The sequence below is a fragment of the Advenella kashmirensis W13003 genome (genome assembly GCF_000506985.1).
In the GTDB taxonomy this organism is placed as follows: domain Bacteria; phylum Pseudomonadota; class Gammaproteobacteria; order Burkholderiales; family Burkholderiaceae_B; genus Advenella; species Advenella kashmirensis_A.
The window spans coordinates 363,891-384,658 of the sequence record NZ_KI650982.1 but is presented as its reverse complement, the minus strand read 5'-3'; the positions used below and the strand labels follow the sequence as shown (position 1 = coordinate 384,658).

Annotated in this window: 14 protein-coding genes and 1 tRNA gene; 13 read left to right on the top strand and 2 right to left on the bottom strand. The window is 57.3% G+C overall.

Annotation, left to right across the window (positions count from 1 at the left end; genetic code table 11):
• The first annotated feature begins 55 nt into the window (after positions 1–55).
• The gene (secA, locus tag W822_RS43780; RefSeq protein WP_024007156.1) at positions 56–2,806 is read left to right on the top strand and encodes a preprotein translocase subunit SecA; all 2,751 of its coding nucleotides are present in this window, start codon (positions 56–58) and stop codon (positions 2,804–2,806) included.
• A 173-nt stretch (positions 2,807–2,979) separates the two neighbouring features.
• Here secA and mgtE read toward each other — a convergent pair whose 3' ends face one another.
• Together mgtE and W822_RS43770 are read right to left on the bottom strand one after the other, a co-directional pair.
• A complete protein-coding gene (gene mgtE, locus W822_RS43775; protein ID WP_024007155.1) occupies positions 2,980–4,461 on the bottom strand; it encodes a magnesium transporter in 1,482 nt (493 codons plus the stop codon).
• A gap of 18 nt (positions 4,462–4,479) precedes the next feature.
• A complete protein-coding gene (locus tag W822_RS43770) occupies positions 4,480–5,331 on the bottom strand; it encodes an inositol monophosphatase family protein (protein ID WP_031243628.1) in 852 nt (283 codons plus the stop codon).
• Between the two features lie 209 nt (positions 5,332–5,540).
• On the opposite strand from W822_RS43770, the gene W822_RS0124110 reads away from it, so the two are divergent.
• From W822_RS0124110 to W822_RS43720, 12 genes are all read left to right on the top strand, one after another.
• The gene (locus W822_RS0124110) at positions 5,541–7,502 is read left to right on the top strand and encodes an FAD-dependent oxidoreductase (RefSeq protein ID WP_024007153.1); all 1,962 of its coding nucleotides are present in this window, start codon (positions 5,541–5,543) and stop codon (positions 7,500–7,502) included.
• Between the two features lie 163 nt (positions 7,503–7,665).
• Positions 7,666–9,864 (top strand): glycoside hydrolase family 31 protein, encoded by a 2,199-nt coding sequence (locus W822_RS0124105; protein ID WP_031243626.1) that lies wholly within the window; start codon positions 7,666–7,668, stop codon positions 9,862–9,864.
• A 146-nt stretch (positions 9,865–10,010) separates the two neighbouring features.
• Positions 10,011–10,086: transfer RNA gene (locus tag W822_RS43765), tRNA-Lys, on the top strand.
• 221 nt (positions 10,087–10,307) lie between these two features.
• Positions 10,308–10,643, top strand: coding sequence for a DMT family transporter (locus tag W822_RS43760; RefSeq protein WP_024007151.1), 336 nt, complete (start codon positions 10,308–10,310; stop codon positions 10,641–10,643).
• A 124-nt stretch (positions 10,644–10,767) separates the two neighbouring features.
• Positions 10,768–11,970, top strand: a complete 1,203-nt coding sequence (locus tag W822_RS43755) for an MFS transporter (RefSeq protein ID WP_024007150.1) — start codon at positions 10,768–10,770, stop codon at positions 11,968–11,970.
• A 103-nt stretch (positions 11,971–12,073) separates the two neighbouring features.
• Positions 12,074–12,607: a superoxide dismutase family protein gene (gene sodC / locus W822_RS43750; RefSeq protein WP_024007149.1), complete on the top strand. Its 534-nt coding sequence runs from the start codon at positions 12,074–12,076 to the stop codon at positions 12,605–12,607.
• 56 nt (positions 12,608–12,663) lie between these two features.
• Entirely contained in the window at positions 12,664–14,220 is a 1,557-nt protein-coding gene (locus W822_RS43745) for a patatin-like phospholipase family protein (protein WP_051401850.1), read from the top strand.
• A gap of 383 nt (positions 14,221–14,603) precedes the next feature.
• Positions 14,604–16,934: a TonB-dependent hemoglobin/transferrin/lactoferrin family receptor gene (locus W822_RS43740; RefSeq protein ID WP_051401849.1), complete on the top strand. Its 2,331-nt coding sequence runs from the start codon at positions 14,604–14,606 to the stop codon at positions 16,932–16,934.
• A 78-nt stretch (positions 16,935–17,012) separates the two neighbouring features.
• A complete protein-coding gene (locus tag W822_RS43735; RefSeq protein ID WP_024007146.1) occupies positions 17,013–18,050 on the top strand; it encodes a hemin-degrading factor in 1,038 nt (345 codons plus the stop codon).
• 34 nt (positions 18,051–18,084) lie between these two features.
• A complete protein-coding gene (locus tag W822_RS43730; RefSeq protein ID WP_024007145.1) occupies positions 18,085–18,927 on the top strand; it encodes a heme/hemin ABC transporter substrate-binding protein in 843 nt (280 codons plus the stop codon).
• A complete protein-coding gene (locus tag W822_RS43725) occupies positions 18,917–19,927 on the top strand; it encodes a FecCD family ABC transporter permease (protein WP_024007144.1) in 1,011 nt (336 codons plus the stop codon). Before W822_RS43730 ends, W822_RS43725 begins: the two co-directional genes overlap by 11 nt.
• On the top strand, positions 19,924–20,739 hold the full coding sequence (locus W822_RS43720) for a heme ABC transporter ATP-binding protein (RefSeq protein WP_253272345.1): 816 nt from the start codon (positions 19,924–19,926) through the stop codon (positions 20,737–20,739). The genes W822_RS43725 and W822_RS43720 overlap by 4 nt, the downstream gene beginning before the upstream one ends.
• Positions 20,740–20,768: the final 29 nt, after the last annotated feature.

The window sequence follows — 20,768 nt, the reverse complement described above, 5'->3', positions numbered from 1 at the left end:
CCTGTCAGGAAAAACACCCGTCATCCCCATTTTTCCTGATTAATCTGAAAGCAGAATGATTTCCTTACTCAAAAAAATTGTTGGTAGCCGTAACGATCGCCTTTTGAAGCAGTTTCGCAAGCAGGTCTCCAGGGTCAACAGTCTGGAAAAGACAATGGAAGCCCTGTCGGATGAAGAGCTGGCCGCGAAAACACAGGAATTCAGGGAGCGTTACCAGCAGGATGCCAATCTGGACGCCCTGTTGCCCGAGGCTTTTGCGGTCGTGCGCGAGGCGTCGCGCCGGGTGCTGGGCATGCGTCACTTCGATGTACAGCTCATTGGCGGTATTACCCTGCATTACGGCAAAATCGCAGAAATGCGTACCGGTGAGGGTAAAACACTCATGAGTACTTTGCCGGTCTATCTCAACGCACTGACCGGCAAGGGCGTGCACGTGGTCACAGTCAACGATTATCTGGCCCGGCGTGATGCGCAGCAAATGGGGCGCCTGTACGGCTTTCTTGGCCTGACGGTCGGCGTGGTTGTGCCGGATCAGGACAACACAGAAAAAGTCGCGGCCTACCGCGCCGATATCACTTACGGTACCAACAATGAATTCGGCTTCGATTATCTGCGCGACAATATGGAATACCGCGTCGAGGATCGCCGCCAGCGTGAACTGAGCTATGCGATTGTCGATGAAGTCGACTCCATTCTGATCGACGAAGCCCGCACGCCGCTGATTATCTCCGGTCAGGCCGATGACAATACCGAGTTGTATGTCAAAATGAATCAGGTGCCGGCCATGCTTACGCGCATGGCGAGCGAGCCTAAGCCGCAGGAACCCGAGCCTGAAGGCGATTTCTGGGTCGATGAAAAATCTCAGCAGATCTACCTGTCCGAGGCGGGCCACGAGCATGCAGAGGAAATCCTGACCCGCCTGGGTATGCTGCCCCAGGGCGAATCCCTGTATGAACCGCGCCATATCACGCTCATGCATCATCTGATGGTTGCGTTGCGCGCGCATAACCTGTTCTTCCGTGACCAGCACTATGTCGTCAATGACGGTGAAATCGTGATCGTGGATGAATTTACCGGCCGCTTCATGTCTGGTCGCCGCTGGTCCGATGGTCTGCATCAGGCCGTGGAAGCCAAGGAAGGCGTGGCGATTCAGAATGAGAACCAGACGCTGGCGTCCATTACCTTCCAGAATTACTTCCGCATGTATAAAAAGCTGGCGGGCATGACCGGAACGGCGGATACCGAAGCTTACGAATTCCAGGAAATCTACGGTCTGGAAACGGTCATTATTCCGACCAACCTGCCCATGATCCGTAACGATCAGAATGACCAGATTTTCAAGAACGATCAGGAAAAATTTGCGGCGATCATCAAGGATGTTCGCGCTTGTTACGAACGCAATCAGCCTGTGCTGGTGGGTACGACCAGTATCGAAAACTCCGAGGTGTTGTCCGAGCTGCTGAAAAAAGAAAAGCTGCCGCACGATGTGCTCAATGCCAAGCAGCATGCGCGCGAGGCTGAAATCGTAGCCGAAGCAGGCAAGCCAGGCAAGATCACGATTGCCACGAACATGGCGGGCCGAGGTACCGACATTGTGCTGGGCGGCAGTATTGAAAAGCAGATCTCGCTTGTGCGTGCCGACGATACCCTCACGGTGGCCCAGAAGGAAGAGCGCATTGCTGCTATCCGCGAGAAATGGCTGCCGCTGAATGAACAGGTCAGACAGGCGGGTGGGTTGCGCATTATCGGTACCGAAAGACACGAATCGCGCCGGATCGACAATCAGCTGCGCGGCCGTGCCGGGCGTCAGGGCGATCCTGGTTCGTCACGTTTCTATCTGTCGCTGGACGACTCCCTCATGCGCATTTTTGCCGGTGAGCGCGTGCGTGCCATTATGGATCGCCTGGGCACCGATGGTGAGCCGATAGAGGCCAAAATGGTGTCCCGCTCAATCGAATCCGCGCAGCGCAAGGTGGAAGGCCGTAACTTTGATATCCGCAAGCAATTGCTGGAATACGACGACGTTTCCAACGATCAGCGCAAGGTGCTGTATGGACAGCGTAATGAAGTGCTCGAAGAGGCCGACTCCGGCCCGCTCGTGGCAAACCTGCGTGACGCCGCGCTGACCGATTTTGTGCGCACGTATGTGCCCGCGGAAAGCATGGAAGAGCAGTGGGATGTGCCTGCCCTTGAAAAAGCCCTGGAAGCCGAGTGGCAGGTCAGCATGCCGCTGACCGAGATGCTCGAGAAAAACGACAACCTGGGTGAAGAGGACATCGTGGAAGCGGTGTTGGCGCAGGCGCGCGAGAATTACGAGACCAAAGTGGCCCTGGTTGGCAAAGAACAATGGGTCTCCTTTGAACGCGCGATCTTGCTGCAGACAATTGACACGCTATGGCGCGAACATCTGTCGTCGCTGGATCATCTGCGTCAGGGCATTCATCTGCGTGGTTACGCCCAGAAAGACCCGAAACAGGAATACAAGCGTGAGGCGTTTGAGCTGTTCTCAGGCATGCTGGAGCGCGTGCGCAATGAAACAGCCCGGGTGCTGATGACCGTGCAGATCCAGTCGCCTGAACAGGTTGAAGAAGCTGAAGCCGATGCGGCGCAGTCCCATGTGTCCAATATGCAGTTTCATCATTCGGATTACGATGAAGCATTGGCCAATGCCGAGATCAACGAACAGGGCGATGTGTCTGCTGGCGGTATTACGGTCAAGAATATGGTGGGCCGGGTCGGCCGCAATGATCCATGCCCTTGTGGCAGCGGCAAGAAGTATAAGCATTGCCACGGCAAGCTGAGCTGAGCATGCTGCCTTAAGCAGGGTTCGCTGAAAGCGGCGGTCAAAAAAAGTCCCTTACCAGATCGGATGGTAAGGGATTTTTTTGTACACCAGGTGACCGAAACACGAATCTGCAAGGGCCTTGGCTGCCCGTGCGCAACAGGTAGGCTTCGTGCTCCCTGAGTATCTTGCTGTGCCTAGATAAGAAACAGATTGGCCAGCCCCAGAAACACGAAAAAGCCAAGCGAGTCGGTCGCAAAGGTGAGCAGCACCGACGAACCCATGGCCGGGTCCTTGCCGAAACGGTCGCGCGTCAGCGGAATCAAGACCCCCAGCATGGCGCCGATCAGCATATTGCAAACCAGCGCAGCCATCATTACCGCCGCGATGGACAAACTGTGTGACACAAGCCAGGCGAAGGCGGCCGCGACCAGACTGCCGGAAATACCGACCAGGAATGTCACCACAAATTCACGCCTGAGCAGCGATTTGACGTTATTGGACGTAATCCGGCCCATAGCCAGCGCGCGGATCACCAGGGTCATGGTCTGATTGCCTGAATTGCCGCCGATGCCTGCCACAATTGACATCAAAAAGGCCAGAATCACAATCTTGCTGACCGTATCTTCAAACTGGGACGCGACATAAGAGGCCACCGAGGCCGTACACAGATTCAGAAACAGCCAGGGTGCCCGGTTGCGAATGGCGCTGGACACCGGGGCGAAGATGTCTTCTTCCTGCAGACCGGCACGGGACAGATCCTGTTCCTGCGAGTCTTCGCGAATCACGTCCACCACTTCGGCAATGGTCAGCCGGCCGATCAGCCGGTTCTGCTGATCCACCACCGGTGCCGATACGAGGTCGTAACGCTCGAACGCACTGGCGGCTTCGCGATCCTCGTCGTCGGGCCCCAGCGACAGGTAGTCCGTGTTCATTACCTGTTTTACGATGGTCTCAGGGTCACTGACCAGCAGGCGCGAGACCGCCAGTACGCCCAGGATCTGGTCGCTGCGGTCCACCACGAAAATCTGGTCAGTATGATCGGGCAACTCGCTCAGGCGCCGCAGATAACGCAAGACCACTTCCAGCGTCACGTCTTCGCGCACCCGGACCATCTCGAAGTCCATGATCGCGCCGACTGTGCCTTCGGGGTAGCCCATGGCTTCCAGCAATTGGGCGCGTTCTGCATCGGTCAGGCCCTTTTGCACCTCGGCCACGATGTCAGGTGGCAGATCGGCAGCCAGGTCAGCCAGTTCGTCGGCATCCAGGTCTTCGGTGGCCGCCAGCAGATCGGCCCGATCCATTGAGGCAATCAGGGATTCCCGAACCCAGTCGTCCACTTCCAGCAGAATATCGCCGTCATACTTGGAATTGACCAGGCCCCAGATCAGTTGCCGCTCTTCTGTCGGCAGCGATTCCAGGATAAAGGCAATGTCGGCCGGGTGCAGGGCGTTGAGCGTGCTGCTCAGTTCCGCTTCGTGCTGGCGGCGGATCAGGCCTTCGACCAGGGACGCCTGTTCATCGCCTTCTTCCTGGCGGTGTACCAGTTGTTCGACGATTGCGTGCTTTTTGAGCAGTTCCTGGATGCGCTCAAGCGCAAGCTGCGCATCCTCGGTGTCGAGTCTGCGCGGTACATTGACGAGAACGGCCTGGGGCGTTTGCTGATTTTCTTGCGCCATAACGTACTACCGGTTCAGCTATCGGGATTTGAGGTGGGGTGTAATCATGTCGGACAGGGCCGGAAACAGGGCATTGCCTGCGGCGGCCACATAGCCGTTGATAGGCCAGGGGTCCCTGCCATACATATCGTCTGCCCGTCCCTGGGCTTCACGTACCAGCAACACTCCGGCGGCGACATCCCACGGAGCCAGGCCCATTTCGAAATAGCCATCGAACCGGCCGCAGGCCACCCAGGCCAGATCCAGCGCGGCGGCACCGTTGCGACGCAGCCCGCGCGTGCCATGGATGGCGGCATCGAATATAGGCGAATACTGATCTTCGAACGAAAAATCGCGGAAGGGAAAACCGGTGGCCAGCAGGGAATCGGCCAGGGTCGCCGTCTTGGAGCAGGCGATACGCTGGCCATTGAGCCAGGAACCGGCACCGGCAACCGCGGTAAACAGTTCTTCACGGTTGGGGTCATACACGATGGCTACGACCGGTGTATCCTGCGTGAGCGGTTCTGTCGCGTGAGGCAGCAATGTACCCGCATGGGCGATCAGCCCCAGCGATACGGCGTAATGCGGAATGCCATGCAGATAGTTGGTGGTGCCATCCAGCGGATCGATATACCAGGTCGCAATGCCTTCGGGCCTGCCGCCCGTTTCTTCGGCTACGATGCCAAATTGGGGAGTCAGTTGTTCGAACGTATCCAGAATGACTTGCTCTGCTTCCTTGTCGGCTTGCGATACAAGGTCATTTTTTGCCTTGTGATCGATGATCAAATCTGCGCGGCGATGCGAATAGGCCTGCAGCACCGAGGCTCCCGCATGGGCTGCCTTGATGCCGGCATCAAGCGCAATACCGAAGTCGATGAGGGAAGAAGACATGCGTGATACTCCGTCTGTGATTGAATCGAAACAGCGGCCGGGACAAATCCCGCGAATCAAAAGATTATAAAATGAATACCTTTGCCCGGGTTCGCATTGCCGACATTCCGGGGATTCTTTGTGTATATGGCGCGACGAAGTCGTGACGCAGGCGCTGCGCCGGCTGATAAAGGCATGCAGCGGTCTGATTGCTGGAGAGGGAAACGGGAATGAGTCGTGCGAGGACAGTCTTCAATGCTGCGCTTGGACAGGCATTGGCGCGTCTGGACGACAGTCTGCGACAGGAGACGACTTTTACTGCGGTGGTGCTGACGACCCATTGCCTTGATGACGCAGTGGCGCTCCTGGCTCACTGGCAACAGCATGCACCCACCCGGGCACGGCTGCACCTGGTGTTTTTTGAAGACTATCGCGGACATGTAGCAGATACTGCAAGCGCCGATCCGGTGCCCGGCGGTACGCGACCAGCACAGGCGCGCCGCTCGCGCCTTGCGGTTGCCAATGATCGGGACCGGCTGGCGTCGTTGCTTGCGCCACGCGATGCCGATGGTGTGTCTTTGCTGCCGGGTGTACATCGCGCTGATGACGCTTCATCGCGCCTGACCGTCACGCGTTTGGTCGGCCCGCTGTCGCTTACCCTCCCGCAACTGGTGGCAACAGTCGATCTGTTTATTGTTGAATCTGCCAGTCCGCTGGCGCATGTCATGCACTACGCGGACGCGATGGTGCGCCTGGCCGCGCCCAATGCGTTCGTGCTGGCGCCGCAGGATGTTGTTGGAGAGCTGGCGCAGGCAATCCGGAACAAGGGAGCCAGACAGCTCGATATTCAGCAGGTGAACGGGACCTGGCAATGGATGGCGGCTCATTTGCATCGACCTGCCAAACCGTCGGCGAAGCGCGCTCGCGTGGCCTGGGTGGTTGGCGGCGGTCTGGCCGGGGCTGGGGTGGCGCACGCGCTCGCGCTGCGCGGCTGGCAGGTGCACGTGACGGATCCGGCGCTGGCGACGGGGCAGCCCGGGCCGCAGGCAGGGCATGTGGCCGCCGCTTTGACGCCGCTTATTTCTGTTGATGATAATTTCAAGGCACGTCTGAGCCGGGCGGGGGTCTACCGGGCCCACCAGCGCTGGGCGGGTTTTGGTGCCGATGTGATTCCTTATCGCAGCGGCACGCTGGAGCTGGCGCGCAGCAAGGGTCATGCGCGCGATCTGCTGCAGGCGGTGCAGGCCCGGGGCTATCCGCAAGGGTGGGTCACCTTGCTTGCCCCCGGACAGTCGCAGGACCTCACAGGCGTTGCGGTTGCTCGCCAGGGGGCGTTTTTCGCCAAAGGCATGACCGTCTCGCCGCCGAATCTGATCCGGGCGTTGCTGGCCCATCCTGCGATTCACTGCCATGACTTGCAGGTCGACAGACTCGACAAAGGGCCACAAGGGTGGCGGCTCCATGCATCACGGGAGGGCGCGGCTGTAACGGTGGCCGAATGCGACACCGTCATTCTGGCCGCAGCCGCGCAAACGCCTGCGTTGCTGGCTCGAAGCGGACTGGAGCAGCGCACGCTCAAGTCAGGACGGGTCGAGCAGAGCATGCCCATCGTCATGTCCATGGATACCCTGGGCGGACAGGTGATGCATGTACCACGCACTATGCTGACGCAAGTGCCTGGGGCGGTTGTGGGGGCCGAAGGCTATTTTCTGCCCCCTGTGGCGGGGGTGTGTGTCGTGGGAAGTACCTATGAGCGCGAACTGTCTGCCGGGGGAATCAGTCGTCAGGGGCAAAAACAGATCGTGGACAAGCTCGCCCCGGCGCTGGATCGGGATGTGCTGCAGTCCGTCTCGGCGGCGCTTGCGGAGGCCGGTACCGGGCCTGACGGCGCCCGGCGGGTGTCCCCGGGTGACAAGGGCAGGCAATCCATGCAAACCGGGGGTTCGTCTGCGGTGCCAGATCGGGATGCACCTCCGGTCTTTACGGGATGGTCCGGTACGCGGGCGGTCATCCGGGGGCGGCTGCCCGCTTTCGGTGCAGTGCGCCATGCCCCCGGCTTGTGGCTGGCTTGTGGCTATGCGTCGCATGGCCTGACCTGGTCTGCACTTGCCGGCGATGTGATTGCGGCTATGCTTGAAGGCGAACCTGTTCCGCTGGAACGCGATTTGCTGCAGGCAGTGGCGCCACGCTAGGAATAAATAACCCTGTCGCAGGCCGGGGTTTGGTCTGCTTTTTTAGGCAAAAGGCGGAATTGATTTTATTTTGTCTGCTAAATGAGTCAAAATAAACGTTTTTAGGGAATCTCTTCCCCGTTGCTCCTGTACCGGTGTTTTCCCCTCACTGAAAAGAACTCACGTGATTCAATTTGATCGTCTTGTATTCAAGTCCGCTCATGCAACGCATGCCGAGTTTTCCACGGACTCCGATTTATTGTTGCGCATCGAGGCCAATGGGCCGGGCGTTTTCAGGATTCTGGCAGGGTTGCCCGACAGGCTGTCCGAAGAAAAGCAGACCGCGCGGCAAAAACAGCGTCAGGCGCTGACTATCGCACGCGAAGAGCGGATTGGTGAAATGCTCACCGAATCGCTGCTTGACGAATCCGGCTGGCGCTTTACGCAGGGCGACGTCTCCCTGGTGATCAGCAAAAGCCCCCTTAGCATGGCGTTGTACCGCGGTGATACGTGTATCCTGCGTACCGATGACGATTTTGAAACGCCGCTGGTCATGGAGGCCGAGGGCGAGCAGCCTGCGCATTGGTCCGTCATGTTCGACCTGCCCGAGAACGAGCCTGTTTTCGGATTGGGCGAGACCGCGGGCGACTTCAATCGCCGGGGTGTGGAACTGGTCTCTGACCTGAATGACTTTCGCTATTTGCCGTTTGCCTGGAATCCCAAAGGCTGGGGCATTTACGTCAATTCGCTTGAGCGGGTCATGCACGATCCGGGTACTGACGAAAACCCCGACACGTATCAGATTTTTGTTGATGGTCCCGTCTTCGACCTGTTCCTGTTCGCCGGAGAGGTGCCGGAAATATTCAATCAGTATTCCTCGCTGACTGGTCGCGCCGGGCAGCCACCCCTATGGGCGATGGGTGCGTGGCTGGCGCAGCAGCCAGGTCAGTCAACACCTGAATTTATAGCCCAGGCCGAAGCCTTGCGCGAGGCGCAAGTGCCGTTCGATGTGCTGGCATTCGCCCAGCCTTCCATGGTGCATTTTCAGGCAGACAAGCTGGTTCTTGAATGGGATGCCGATCGCATGGATGATGCGCGTCGCACGCTCGGGAGCCTGCGTGAAAAATCATTTGAAATCAGCGTTCCGTCCTTCCCGGGCGTACCACGCGATTCTGTCCTGTTCGATGACCTCGAAGATCGCGGCTGGCTGTTGACCGACGATGAGGGCGCAGCGTTTGTTTTTGACGGTGTGCCCGAAAATGGCAATGTGCGTTTTGGCCTGCTTGACCTGACCTACAAGGATGCGTATGCATTCTGGGTCGAACGTCATCATCAGATGGTGGACGAAGGCGTGGGAGCGTTTCATAGCGCCTTTGCGCTGGATATTCCCGACGGCGTCAATGCGCGCAACGGTGAAACCGGGGCACTCCTCAGGGAACTGTATCCATTGCTGCTGCGTCATGCGCTGTTCGATGCCGTCTCCATGAACAAAACGCCGACCGAAGGCGTGGTACCTTCAACCGATTTGATCATGGCAGTGCAACGTGTTGCCTGGCAAAAAACGCCGCCAGCCGGCAATGACTGGGATGGCCTTACGCAATGGTTGCGTCACGCCTTGTCCATGCAGGCCAGTGGTGTAGTCGCGGTCACGCATGATCTGGGGAACCCGTTACAGCTGACCGACAACAAGCCACTGGATGCCGAGCTCTATTTGCGCATGCTGGGTCTGTGTGTCTTTTCTGCCGGCTTTACCTTCCAGGCAGCGCCGGCGCTTCTGCCCGGCGCCTACCCGGAAGATGTGCAGGAAAAAATTACGACCTTGCTGCAACTGCGCTATCGTCTGATCCCCTATATCAACGGCGTTATCGAAGACGCGGTCCGTACCGGTCTGCCGGCGCAACGCATGATGGCACTGGCCTATCCGGATGACGCCAGGGCCCGTGAGTGGGACCAGCAATTTATGCTGGGTCCTGCGTTGCTGGTAGCGCCGGTTTTGCAGCCGGGCGCATCGGTGAACGTGTATTTGCCAGAGGGTGATGCCTGGTGGGATCTGAACTTGAACCAGCGTTACGAAGGCGGTCAGGTGCTGACGATTGATTGTGCGCTTGACTCCGTGCCTGTATTCGGACGGGAAGGCCATATGCTGTGTCTGGGTCCTGCCATTCGCCATATGGGTGAGTTCAACTCCGCACGCATTCTGGATGAAGTGTGGATGTTCGGCATGCCCATGCATAACCCGGTGGTCATGCGCAATAAAATTCGCGTCATGCAGATGCAGGGTTCCAGCTACATCAAGGGTCTGGAGGGGTTGAAGATCCTGCAGTCCGACGGGCTTGAAGTCAAACGGCGCGGCGCCGAAGTTCGTATTTCGCGCGAGCGTTAAAGTACCGGTGCCTGACACAGATCGTTGTTCTGCTGTGTCAGGGGCTATCAAGAATGCGACATGGAAAAATTTGACATTTCTTTGTCGCAATTATGCAAAAAGTATTGACAGGGCCCACCGATTCCGTCATAATCTTTTTCTTTCCTGGGCTGGTAGCTCAGTCGGTAGAGCAGTGGACTTTTAATCCATTGGTCGCGAGTTCGAGTCTCGCCCAGCCCACCAGGAAACTCTTGTAGAAAGAATATCTTAGCCGCTAGCTTATAGAGTAGCGGCTTTTTTATTGTCCGGCGCAAATGTTGACGGTCCCGTGATAGTTCGCTGTGATATTTCGATCAGCCTGTTGTAAACCAAATGCGCGCTTGGTCACCTTTACACGCAATTAAATGTTCTGCCATTTTAAGAATATATAATCTGTATAAATACTTTTTGTGTCTGAAGGTCATATGCTCAATATCTATCTGATTCTAGCCATCTCCATTTGTGCAGAGACGCTTGCCACAACGATGATGAAGGCATCCGACGGTTTTACGCGCTTCGTGCCCAGCGCGATCGTGGTCATCGGCTACTCCATCTCATTCTATGGCCTGTCGCAAGTTGTTAAAACGATGAACATCGGTATTGCATATGCAATCTGGGGTGGGATGGGCATTTTTCTGGTGTCGATCATGTCGTTTCTGTTTTACAAGCAACGGCTTGATCTGCCCGCGATTATCGGCATGTTGTTTATTGCGGGCGGCATTGTGATTATTCAGCTTTTTTCAAAGTCGGTCACGCACTGATCCTGGCACCAGAGGTCAGCTCAGGCCGGTTTGCCTGAGCTGACCGGGCCGTCTTTCCCCGCCACTGTCGTGGGCCGTGGGAGTAAAATGTTGCTACATCATCAAATATGAGCAAGGGCGTTACATGGCAGACAGCAGTTTCAGTTTAAAAAGCATTGCCATTCCTGCTTACGGCCCTTCGCTGCTTTTCGGTTTTGCCAACGGGGCGATATTGCCTGTCATTGCGTTGACAGCGCGTGATATGGGTGCAACGCCCGCGCTGGCGGGCCTGATCATTGCTCTGATCGGGCTGGGTTCTCTGGCAGCCAATATCCCCGCTGCATTGATTACGGCGCGCATCGGCGAACGGCGGGCGCTGCTGGGGGCGTCGTTCATTACGATCATTGCCTTGTTTTTGTGTATTTTTGCGACACATACCGGGTTGCTGGCGCTGGCCGCCTTATTGATCGGGGTGTCGACTTCCGTCTTTTTTCTTGCCCGGCAAACCTATATGATCGAGGCGGTGCCGTTTTATATGCGGGCCCGCGCCTTGTCCATTCTGGGCGGCGTCAATCGTATCGGCATGTTTGCCGGGCCGTTTGCCGGGGCGGGCGTCATGCATTTCATGGGACTGTCCGGTGCGTATTGGGTGGGCGTGGCGGCCCTGGTCGCTGCGACGGTGCTGACCTGGCTGATGCCCGATCTGGAAGTCGAACCCAAAGTACAGGATGTGCCTGTTATGCGGCCACGCATGCGACAGATAGCCAGCGAGCATGCAGCGGTCTTCTTATCCCTGGGACTGGCGGTCATGCTGATTAGTGCCATGCGCGCTGCCAGGCAGATTGTCATTCCATTGTGGGCCGATTATATCGGCCTGAGCCCGGCTGCCACATCGGTCATATTTGGTATCTCCTCGGCCGCAGATATGATCATGTTTTATCCGGCGGGCAAAATCATGGATGAATGGGGACGGCTCTGGGTGGCCCTGCCATGTACGCTGATTATGGGTGCGGCATTCGCATTGATGCCCCTGACCACCACCGCCATACCGTTTGTTGTCGTGGCGATGCTGATGGGCCTGGGAAATGGCTTTGGTTCGGGCATCAATATGACATTGGGCGCAGACGCCTCGCCGGTTCATGGTCGCACCGAGTTTCTGGGATTGTGGCGCCTGATCAGCGACGTTGGCACCAGCGCGGGGCCTTTTGTGCTTTCGGGCATGACCGCACTGGTCTCGCTGGGGGCGGGTATCACGCTGACGGGCGGATTCGGTCTTGTTTCTGCTGTTATTTTCTGGCGTTTTTTGCCGCATACGCGAGCCGATAAAATCCAGGAGCATCATTCATGACCCGGTTGCATCCAGATTTAAGCAAATGAAACAGTCATTTCATGATGGCGTGTTGAGTGTTAACTTTTCATGATGACGATTGTTATTCACACAGGAGTTTGCGATGAAAATGAATACATTGTTTCTGGCAGGCCTGCTGGGCATGAGCGCCTCTGCTTTTGCCCACGCTGCCGATCTGAAAGTAACCCTTAATGAAGCGACCGAATCGGGTGCAGGCAAGGCGGTGGGGGAAGTCACGATTAGCGAAACGCCTTATGGTCTGCTTTTTACGCCTGATCTGAAAGGCCTCAAGCCCGGCGTGCACGGTTTTCATGTTCATGAAAATGCCAGTTGTGATGCTGCCGAAAAGGATGGCAAAAAAGTCCCGGCCCAGGCCGCAGGTGGTCATCTGGATCCCAAAAAAACCGGCAAGCATGAAGGCCCATACAGTGACAACGGACATCTGGGTGATCTACCGGGACTGGTTGTGGCCGAAGACGGCTCTGCTACCTATCCGGTGCTCGCGCCCAGACTCAAAGCCTTGTCCGATGTGCAGCAGCATGCGCTCATGATCCATGAAGGCGGTGATAATTATTCGGACCATCCCAAGGCACTGGGCGGGGGCGGCGGCCGCATGGTTTGCGGTGTAATTAAATAAATCGTCCAGGCGAAGCCGCCTGATAGCCGCCAAGCGGCAAGCTGGCGTGAGATGTGATGACGCGGTATGATCTGCCTGAATTCCATTTTCCGGCCGGGCTGTCTCTCATGCACATGCGAAAACGCTTTCTTGTTCTGCTGCTGGCGGCGCTTGCCGGGTGCACCTCGCTCACACCGTGGCGCAATCCTGCGTTGCCGGCGGGAACAAAAGATACGGGCGTGGACAGCGCCCGGCTGAATGAAAGAACCGACCCGTCCTTTGTGTTCGTGTTGAGTTTTTCCGGGGGCGGGGCACGGGCCGCCGCATTTGGCTATGGCGTACTCAAGGAACTGGCCGATACGCACATCCGCTGGAATGGTCACGACCAGACCTTGCTGAGCCAGGTGGACGTGCTGCGCGGGGTGTCGGGCGGCAGTATTGTGGCAACGTATTATGCATTGAACGGCAATAAAACCTTTTCGGCCTTCAAAAACGATTATCTTTACAAAAACTTCCAGCAAAGCCTGGTCTCGGCCATTTTCAATCCTCAGAATTATGCGGCCGCAGTGTCGCCCAAGCTTGGGCGCGGTCATGTTCTGGCGCAAAAACTGGATATTCTTTATGATGGCAAGACTTATGAGGACTTATATCGCAATCCGCACGCGGATCTGATTGTGCTGGCGACGGATCTGTCGCAGGGCACGAGTTTTGAGTTTTCACCCGACCAGTTTGCGACTCTGTGCGCTGATATCCGCAAGGTGCCGCTCTCGTTTGCGGTTGCCTCGTCGGCTGCCGTCCCGATTGTATTGTCGCCGCTCACCCTGAAAAATTACGCCGGGCAGTGCGAGTATTCAGCCAAAAAACGCGAAGAGGTGTCCCGTCTGCAGGGCAATTACCGGCTGCGCGCCTATCGTTCGGATGTCCTGGGCTATCTTGACAGCAAAAACCGGCCCTATATTCATCTGGTCGATGGTGGCCTGTCGGATAACTTGGGCGTGCGCAGCCTGCTGGATCGGGTCACGCTGGGCGTCGGTCAGTTGCGGCGTGGTCGCATCAGCAGGGGGACTGTTAAAAAAGTAGTGTTTATGGTGGTCAATGCCGAACGTGATCCCAGCGTGAACATCGACAAAAGCGAGAACGTTCCAACCTTGTCGGAAGTGTTCGATACGATCATGTTCAGCACGTCCGGCCGGGTTACAAAAGAAACCATGCAAATGGTAGAAGATACAGGCAGGCAATGGGACACACTGAAAAAATCCCTGAACCCCCAGTTGCAGGCGGTGCTGGCACCCGATGCGAAATTGCATGTGGTGCCGGTCAGCCTGCGGGACGCACCCGGTGATTTATCGGTGTCCCGGCACCACTTGCTGCGCATTCCCACGCTGTTTACGGTCAATCGTCATGATGTCGATGCGTTGATCGAAGCGGGTCGGCAGACGCTGCGCCAGAATCGCGAGTATCAGGCGCTGTTGCGCAGCCTGGGTGCCTCTGTGCCGCAGGATCCGGCCGTCTCAGGCTTGCGGTCTGGGGCGCCCACGATCGCGACTCCGCAAGCGAAAACCGACGCGGCCCCTGATGCCGGACGGCAGGCAACACCACGCAGCGCACCCGAGGGCTTGTATTCGGGCGGTTAGCCAGCGCGGAAGCGCCTGTCGAATTTCATCTTCCATATTCATGACAAAGGGACTCAACCTGGCTGGCGGCTCGCCCGTGGGTTCGCCAATCATGACCGGAGAATACCACCGGCCGTAATGCCGGGGTATCGTGTGTCCTGTCATTTTGCGAAGAGCAGACAGATTCAGCCATAACGAAGACAAGTGTGACCGAAACGAGACGATATTTCCAATTAAATAGAAATGGTATTGATAATTATTCTTATTAGTAGTACTCTTTCGTTTCAATTATTTCAATGTGTATCTTTTGCGCATTGCCAGTAGCAGGCGATCCGGCCCGCCAGTGCAGCACAAGAGATCTGTGTTATTCGGTTCCGCATTTACATCTATTCTCCTTCTCGCATATGAAAAAAATCTCCTCTTCGTCATTTCGCCTCACTTTGCTTGCGTCACTGATTTGCAGTACCGGCGTTGCTTTCGGGCAGGCCGTTTCGGGCACGGGCAGCGCAGCGGGGGCGCAAGGAGATGCGAACTACGCAGTGCCACGGTTGGCAACGGTGCAGGCTCAGAATGAACTGGCATCTGCCAGTTGGGCAACCACCACGTCGGCGGCCGAAATCCGCGACAAACAGGTGCAGAACTGGTCTGATCTGGGACGGCTGATCCCCGGTCTGGACTTCAACCGGGCCAATCGCAGTGTCAATATGCGGGGGCTGGATGGCAATCGGGTACGCATCCTGGAAGATGGCATTCCGCTGCCGTGGCTCAATGATGGCAGCCGTGGCGTCAAGGGTGGACTGGAGTCAGTCAATTTCAATACGCTGTCGGCGGTGGATGTCGTGCGTGGGGCCGGTGCAGGGAATGCATCATCGCTGACGGGTACCGTGATGTTGCGCGGTCTGCGTCCGGATGATCTGTTGAGCGATGGCAAAGACATCGGCTTTTTCTTTAAGGGAACCCATGACGGAGCGGATGACAGCATTGGTGGTGACATGGCGTTGGCAGCCCGTCTGGGGGCATCCACCAAGATGTTGCTGCAGTATGGCATCCGCACGGGACATGAAGCGAAAAACAGTGGAGATATCGGCGGCTATGGTGCGACGCGTACCAAAATGAATCCGGCCGATTACACCAGCAAGAACGTGGGTTTAAAGCTTGAACATGAACTGGCGCCGGGCCATACCCTGGGGTTGGGCGCAAGCACGTTCCGCCTGGATCGCGATATTGACCAGATGCATGACCAGAACACCTCAGCCTATGCGATTGGTGACAATGATGCGAATGAGCGTCTGGAGCGTGATCGCCTGTGGGCTGAATATAACTACAAATCAACACAAAACTATTCGGCGCTGGATCAGGCCGGAATTCAACTGTACTGGAGCAGAACCAAGGTTGAGAACAATCAGCATGCGTTTCGTAAAACAGATGGTCGTGCCTTCGCTATACCTGGCGACCCATTCATGTATGGCTATCCCAGCGGTCGCTACGAGCGCAATAACAGTATTGAACAAAAAGGCTGGGGAGCCAATCTGAGTGCGGGCGGCTATTGGGGAGACGCTGCATTGCGCGGCCACTGGATGCTGGCTGGCACCTTTGCCGACGATACTTACGAGCAATATTCCGCAGGCGTCGATAATTGCCCGGTCGTGCCGCCGCGCCTGCCCGCAATCATGGGTCCGCGCACTTGCGACTTCCTGCATTCGAACCAGGGAGATACGCCAGAAGTCAAAAGCCGTGACCTGTCGCTGTCTGCCAGTCATGCATTCATCTTGAGCGACGGGCAGTTCGAGCTGACGCCCGCCTTGCGTTACGACAGCTGGTCGCGCAAACCCAAAACAGGCGGTGGATTCACGTCTAACCAAAATGGCTACGAAAGCGAATTGCGCAATCGCAGTGGCAACCAGGTGTCGCCCTCGCTCGAATTTGTCTGGAATGCCTCGGACATCTACAGCGTGACGGCCCGTTACGGTTATGGCTATCGCGCGCCGACTGCGCCTGAACTGTTTCTGCAATATGGATCGCCTGCCAATTATATGCGCAAGGGCGATCCCGATCTCGAACCCGAACGCAGCCGTGGCTGGGAACTGGGATTTCAGGCCAAGGGGCAGACCGTGGGTGGTTCTCTGAATATATTTGAAACCCGCTACAAGAACTTTATTGATGAAGATGTTCCGGTGGGTCCCGATTCACCGTTCTACGCCATGATGCAACAGGGCTTGTATCCCAGTGGCGTTACGACGTATGCCAACCGGGCTCGCGTCCGCATTTACGGTGCCGAGGCCATGGGCTACTGGCACATCAATGACAATCTTTACACTCGTGCGACCGCTGCCTGGACAGTCGGAAAGGACTTGGAAACCGGTCAGCATCTGAACTCGGTCGCCCCGCTCAAAGGTACGCTGGCGCTGGGCTACCGGACCGCCCAGTGGGGGGCGGAAACCGTATGGACACTGGCCAACAAACGCGATAAAGTGCAGTATCCAGAGGTTGGCGGTGATGTGAAAGTCGCTGATTTCAAGGCGCCTGGCTACGGTACACTGGACGTTCATGGCTGGTGGTCGCCTGCTGCTTTGAAAGGAGTCAAGTTCCAGCTCAGCGTGTTCAACCTGTTTGACAAAAAATACTGGAATGCATTGAACGTGCCGACTGCCGGCGCAGCGGCCACGCCCCGCCCCGTCGACTACTACACCGAAGCAGGCCGGTACGTCCGTCTGTCGGTCAGTTACCAATACTGATTGCTGCAGTTTGAAGATCAACCGGACCGTGCTGCACGGTCCGGTTGAAACCGTTTAAAGACCATAAGAGAGATATTCATGACACAACAAAGTAATGATTTGAAGGCCCGCTACGACGCCTTGCTGCAGGAAGAACCCAAAATGCGTGTGCGCAACGCAGCAGAAAAACTGGGTGTGAGCGAGATGGAACTGGTCGCCGCGCAATGTGGCGATATTGAAGCGATTCTGCTGGAAGGTACGCCGCAGACCATCTTCAAAAAACTGCAGACACTGGGCGAAGTCATGCTGTTGACACGTAACGAATGGTGTGTGCATGAGCGCCATGGCCGCTACGAATCTGTGAAAGTGGGCAATGGACCGGTTGGTCTGGTGCTGGGTGCCGATATTGACTTGCGGATATTTTTCTCAAGCTGGAAATACACCTGGGCGGTTTCTCAAAACGGCCGTAAAAGTATTCAGTTCTTTGACGGTGCCGGGATGGCGCTGCATAAGGTCTATTGTACCGACGCGTCGGACATGGCTGCGTATGACGCGCTGGTCGCAGAGTTTCGCGCCGTGAATCCGCAAGCCGAGCCGGTTGATCGCACGCCTGCCGAACCCAGACAATATGCATCCGATGCACCGGATTCCCTGCGTGACGATTGGCTTGCCATGACCGATACGCATGACTTTGCCGGTTTGCTGAAAAAATGGAATCTGCCCCGGGTAAAAGTGCTGGAAAGCGCGGGGGAAGATCTGGCGCAGCGGGTTGACAATGATGCAATCGAAGTGATGCTGCAGCGTGCGGCGGAAAGCGAACTGCCGATTATGTGCTTTGTGGGCAACAAGGGCATCATCCAGATCCATTCCGGTCCGGTCAAAAAACTCCTGCGCACCGGTCCCTGGTTCAATATTCTGGATCCGAAATTCAATCTGCATCTGAATACGACGGCGATCCATACCAGCTGGATCGTGAACAAACCGACAGAAGATGGCTGGGTCACCTCGCTGGAAGGATTCTCGGAAGACGGCGAACAGATCGTACAATTCTTCGGTGCGCGCAAACCGGGCGTGCCTGAAATCCGCGAGTGGCGTACACTGCTGGAATCGCTCTGCAAGCAGCCTCTGGCTGCGTGATCGTATGTCAGGACCCACGCAACGGAAGACGTCGATGAAAAAAAATGTAGTAGCTGGTGTGCTGTCCCTGTTGATGGCCAGCACCGTGTGCGGTGGGGCCCTTGCGGCTGATGCCCGGCGGATTGTGTCGCTTGGCGGGACGGTGACGGAAATCATTTATGATTTGGGCATGCAGGACAAACTGGTCGCCGATGACCAGTCCAGCCTGTACCCTGAAGCGGCGACCAAGTTGCCGCGCGTGGGTTACTATCGCGCGGTGCCGGCAGAAGGCGTGCTTTCGCTCAAGCCCGATCTGGTGATCGCATCGGAAAATGCCGGGCCTGTGGCTGCGCTGGATAAAGTGCGTTCGGTTGGGGTGAATGTGGTGACGGTTTCGGATAAGCCGTCGATCGACTCCCTCTACGAACGCATAGCGCAGATCGCCGATGCACTGAACGTGCCGGAAAAAGGGGAGTCGCTCACGACGCATATCAAATCCACGCTGCAACAGGCGCAGGCGGTGCCCAGCGAAAGCCATCGTGCCGTCCTGATCCTGAATCGCACCGGCGCAAAACTCATGGCGGGTGGCGACACCACGGCCAGCGCGATTATGGAACTGGCCGGCCTTAAGAATGTGCTTAAATCGCAGCGAGGTTACAAGCCGGTGTCGGCCGAAAGCCTGCTGGCCCTGAAACCGGAAATGATTATCGTCACCAAGGGCTCACTGGAAGCGGCTGGCGGTATGGATAAATTCAAGGCCGATCCGGCCATTGCCTTTACGCCCGCGGTCAAAAACAATCGCATTGTGGTGATGGATGATTTGCTGGCGCTGGGCATGGGGCCGCGCGTCAGTGTCGCGATCTCGCAACTGAAAGCGGCCGCCGGTCATGCAAAGTAGCGCCGGGGCGAGCGGCCGTCGGGTTGCAAAGTCCTTTGTTGTTTTGCTGCTGCTTCTGGTGGCAGCGGTGATTTTAGGCAGCGTCAGTGGTGCGGTGGTGATTCCGCTGCATCAGTGGTGGCCCGTGCTCAGCGGCGGTTCCGGAGACGAGACGCAATTGTTGCGTCAGGTGTTTATGGACATTCGTCTGCCGCGCGTGGTCTTCGGCATCATAACGGGTGCGGCCCTGGCGCTGTCCGGCGTGGTCATGCAGGCCCTGTTTCGCAATCCGCTGGCCGAACCCGGCCTGATCGGCGTGTCGGCGGGAGCGGCGCTGGGTGCGGTTTCGGCGATTGTGCTGACCGCCGCCGGTTTCTGGGTCATTTCATTTGCTGCCTTTGCGGGGAGTTTGCTGAGCACCTGGCTGGCCTATCTGGTGGGGCGGCGTTATGCAGGCGTGGCCGGGCTGTTGCTGGCTGGCATTGCTATCAATGCCATTTCCGGCAGCCTGATCGGGCTGCTGACCTATATCGCGACCGATACGCAATTGCGTGATCTGACGTTCTGGGGTATGGGCAGCCTGGCGTCCGCCAACTGGCGTACCATCGGTCTGCTGGGCCCCTGGGTGATTGTGATTTGCGTGTTGTTGTGCCGGGAATGGAGAGCGCTCAACGCGCTTCTGCTGGGTGAACGTGAAGTCACCCACCTTGGCTTTTCCATGAAGCAATTGCGCCGGCGCCTGATTGTAGGTATTGCATTGCTGGTCGGGCCGCTGGTGGCGGTCACCGGTGGCATCGGTTTTGTCGGACTGGTCGTGGCCCATTGTCTGCGCATGATCATGGGTGCAAATCATCGTCATCTGCTGCCGGCTTCGCTTGCTGGCGGGGCCCTGGCGCTGGTGCTGGCAGACTGGCTGGCGCGGATCGTGGTCATTCCCGCCGAACTGCCTATCGGGCTGGTGACCAGTCTGATCGGCGGGCCGTTTTTTTTGTGGCTGCTGGTTAAAAGGACGGTCCGATGAACGCCCGAACACAATGCATGCGCGGCGAAGGCCTGTGCGCGACACGCGGTCAGCGCCAGGTCTTGCGCAATGTTTCCATTGATATCCGGCGCGGCGAAGTGCTGGCGCTGCTCGGCGCCAACGGTGCGGGCAAGTCCACCTTATTGTCCATTCTCGCGCAGGAAGGCCAGGACGCGCATACACGGGATACCGGCACGATTTTCATCAACGGACGCGAGGCGGCATCGCAATCGGTGCGTGAGCAGGCACGCCAGCGGGCCGTGCTGCCCCAGGGCAGCGGCCTGACGTTTGATCTGGGGATCGAAGAAATCATTCAGATGGGGCTGTATCCTTTTCCGGAAATGGATCCGGACGAGGCCTCGGCCCTGTTGCAGCATGCCGCGCAAACAGCAGGCGTGATGGCATTGCTCGATCGTTCGTGGGTCACGCTCTCGGGTGGCGAAAAGCAGCGGGTTCAGTTTGCCCGCGTGCTGGTGCAACTGCTGGCCCGCCGCCACGATGCCGAAACCCGCTATCTGCTGATGGACGAGCCAACCTCGGCGCTGGATCCGAAACACCAGCATGAATTTTTCCGGATCGTTTCCGGTCTGGCGCACCAGGACGAAGTGGGGGTTCTGGTGATCGTGCATGATATCAATCTGGCGGCGCAATATTGCGACCGTATTGCATTGCTGGCCGACGGGGAGCTGGTCGTTTGCGATACGCCGGAACGGGTGCTGACGCGCGAGAACCTGTATCTGACTTACGGGATTCATAGCCAGACCATGCCGCATCCGATCAAGTCCGGCAAGTTGCTGGTTGTCTGGGAATAGCAGGCTGTTCGCGCTCGCCTCGCACTGTC

What these genes read in the sequence shown, in the direction of transcription:
- sodC (WP_024007149.1), top strand. Translation starts at nt 12,074, where the DNA reads ATGAAAATGAATACATTGTTTCTGGCAGGCCTGCTGGGCATGAGCGCC.
- W822_RS43725 (WP_024007144.1), top strand. Translation starts at nt 18,917, where the DNA reads ATGCAAAGTAGCGCCGGGGCGAGCGGCCGTCGGGTTGCAAAGTCCTTT.
- W822_RS43735 (WP_024007146.1), top strand. Translation starts at nt 17,013, where the DNA reads ATGACACAACAAAGTAATGATTTGAAGGCCCGCTACGACGCCTTGCTG.
- W822_RS43720 (WP_253272345.1), top strand. Translation starts at nt 19,924, where the DNA reads ATGAACGCCCGAACACAATGCATGCGCGGCGAAGGCCTGTGCGCGACA.
- secA (WP_024007156.1), top strand. Translation starts at nt 56, where the DNA reads ATGATTTCCTTACTCAAAAAAATTGTTGGTAGCCGTAACGATCGCCTT.
- W822_RS43770 (WP_031243628.1), bottom strand. Translation starts at nt 5,331, where the DNA reads ATGTCTTCTTCCCTCATCGACTTCGGTATTGCGCTTGATGCCGGCATC.
- W822_RS43760 (WP_024007151.1), top strand. Translation starts at nt 10,308, where the DNA reads ATGCTCAATATCTATCTGATTCTAGCCATCTCCATTTGTGCAGAGACG.
- W822_RS43745 (WP_051401850.1), top strand. Translation starts at nt 12,664, where the DNA reads ATGACGCGGTATGATCTGCCTGAATTCCATTTTCCGGCCGGGCTGTCT.
- W822_RS0124110 (WP_024007153.1), top strand. Translation starts at nt 5,541, where the DNA reads ATGAGTCGTGCGAGGACAGTCTTCAATGCTGCGCTTGGACAGGCATTG.
- W822_RS43740 (WP_051401849.1), top strand. Translation starts at nt 14,604, where the DNA reads ATGAAAAAAATCTCCTCTTCGTCATTTCGCCTCACTTTGCTTGCGTCA.
- mgtE (WP_024007155.1), bottom strand. Translation starts at nt 4,461, where the DNA reads ATGGCGCAAGAAAATCAGCAAACGCCCCAGGCCGTTCTCGTCAATGTA.
- W822_RS43730 (WP_024007145.1), top strand. Translation starts at nt 18,085, where the DNA reads ATGAAAAAAAATGTAGTAGCTGGTGTGCTGTCCCTGTTGATGGCCAGC.
- W822_RS43755 (WP_024007150.1), top strand. Translation starts at nt 10,768, where the DNA reads ATGGCAGACAGCAGTTTCAGTTTAAAAAGCATTGCCATTCCTGCTTAC.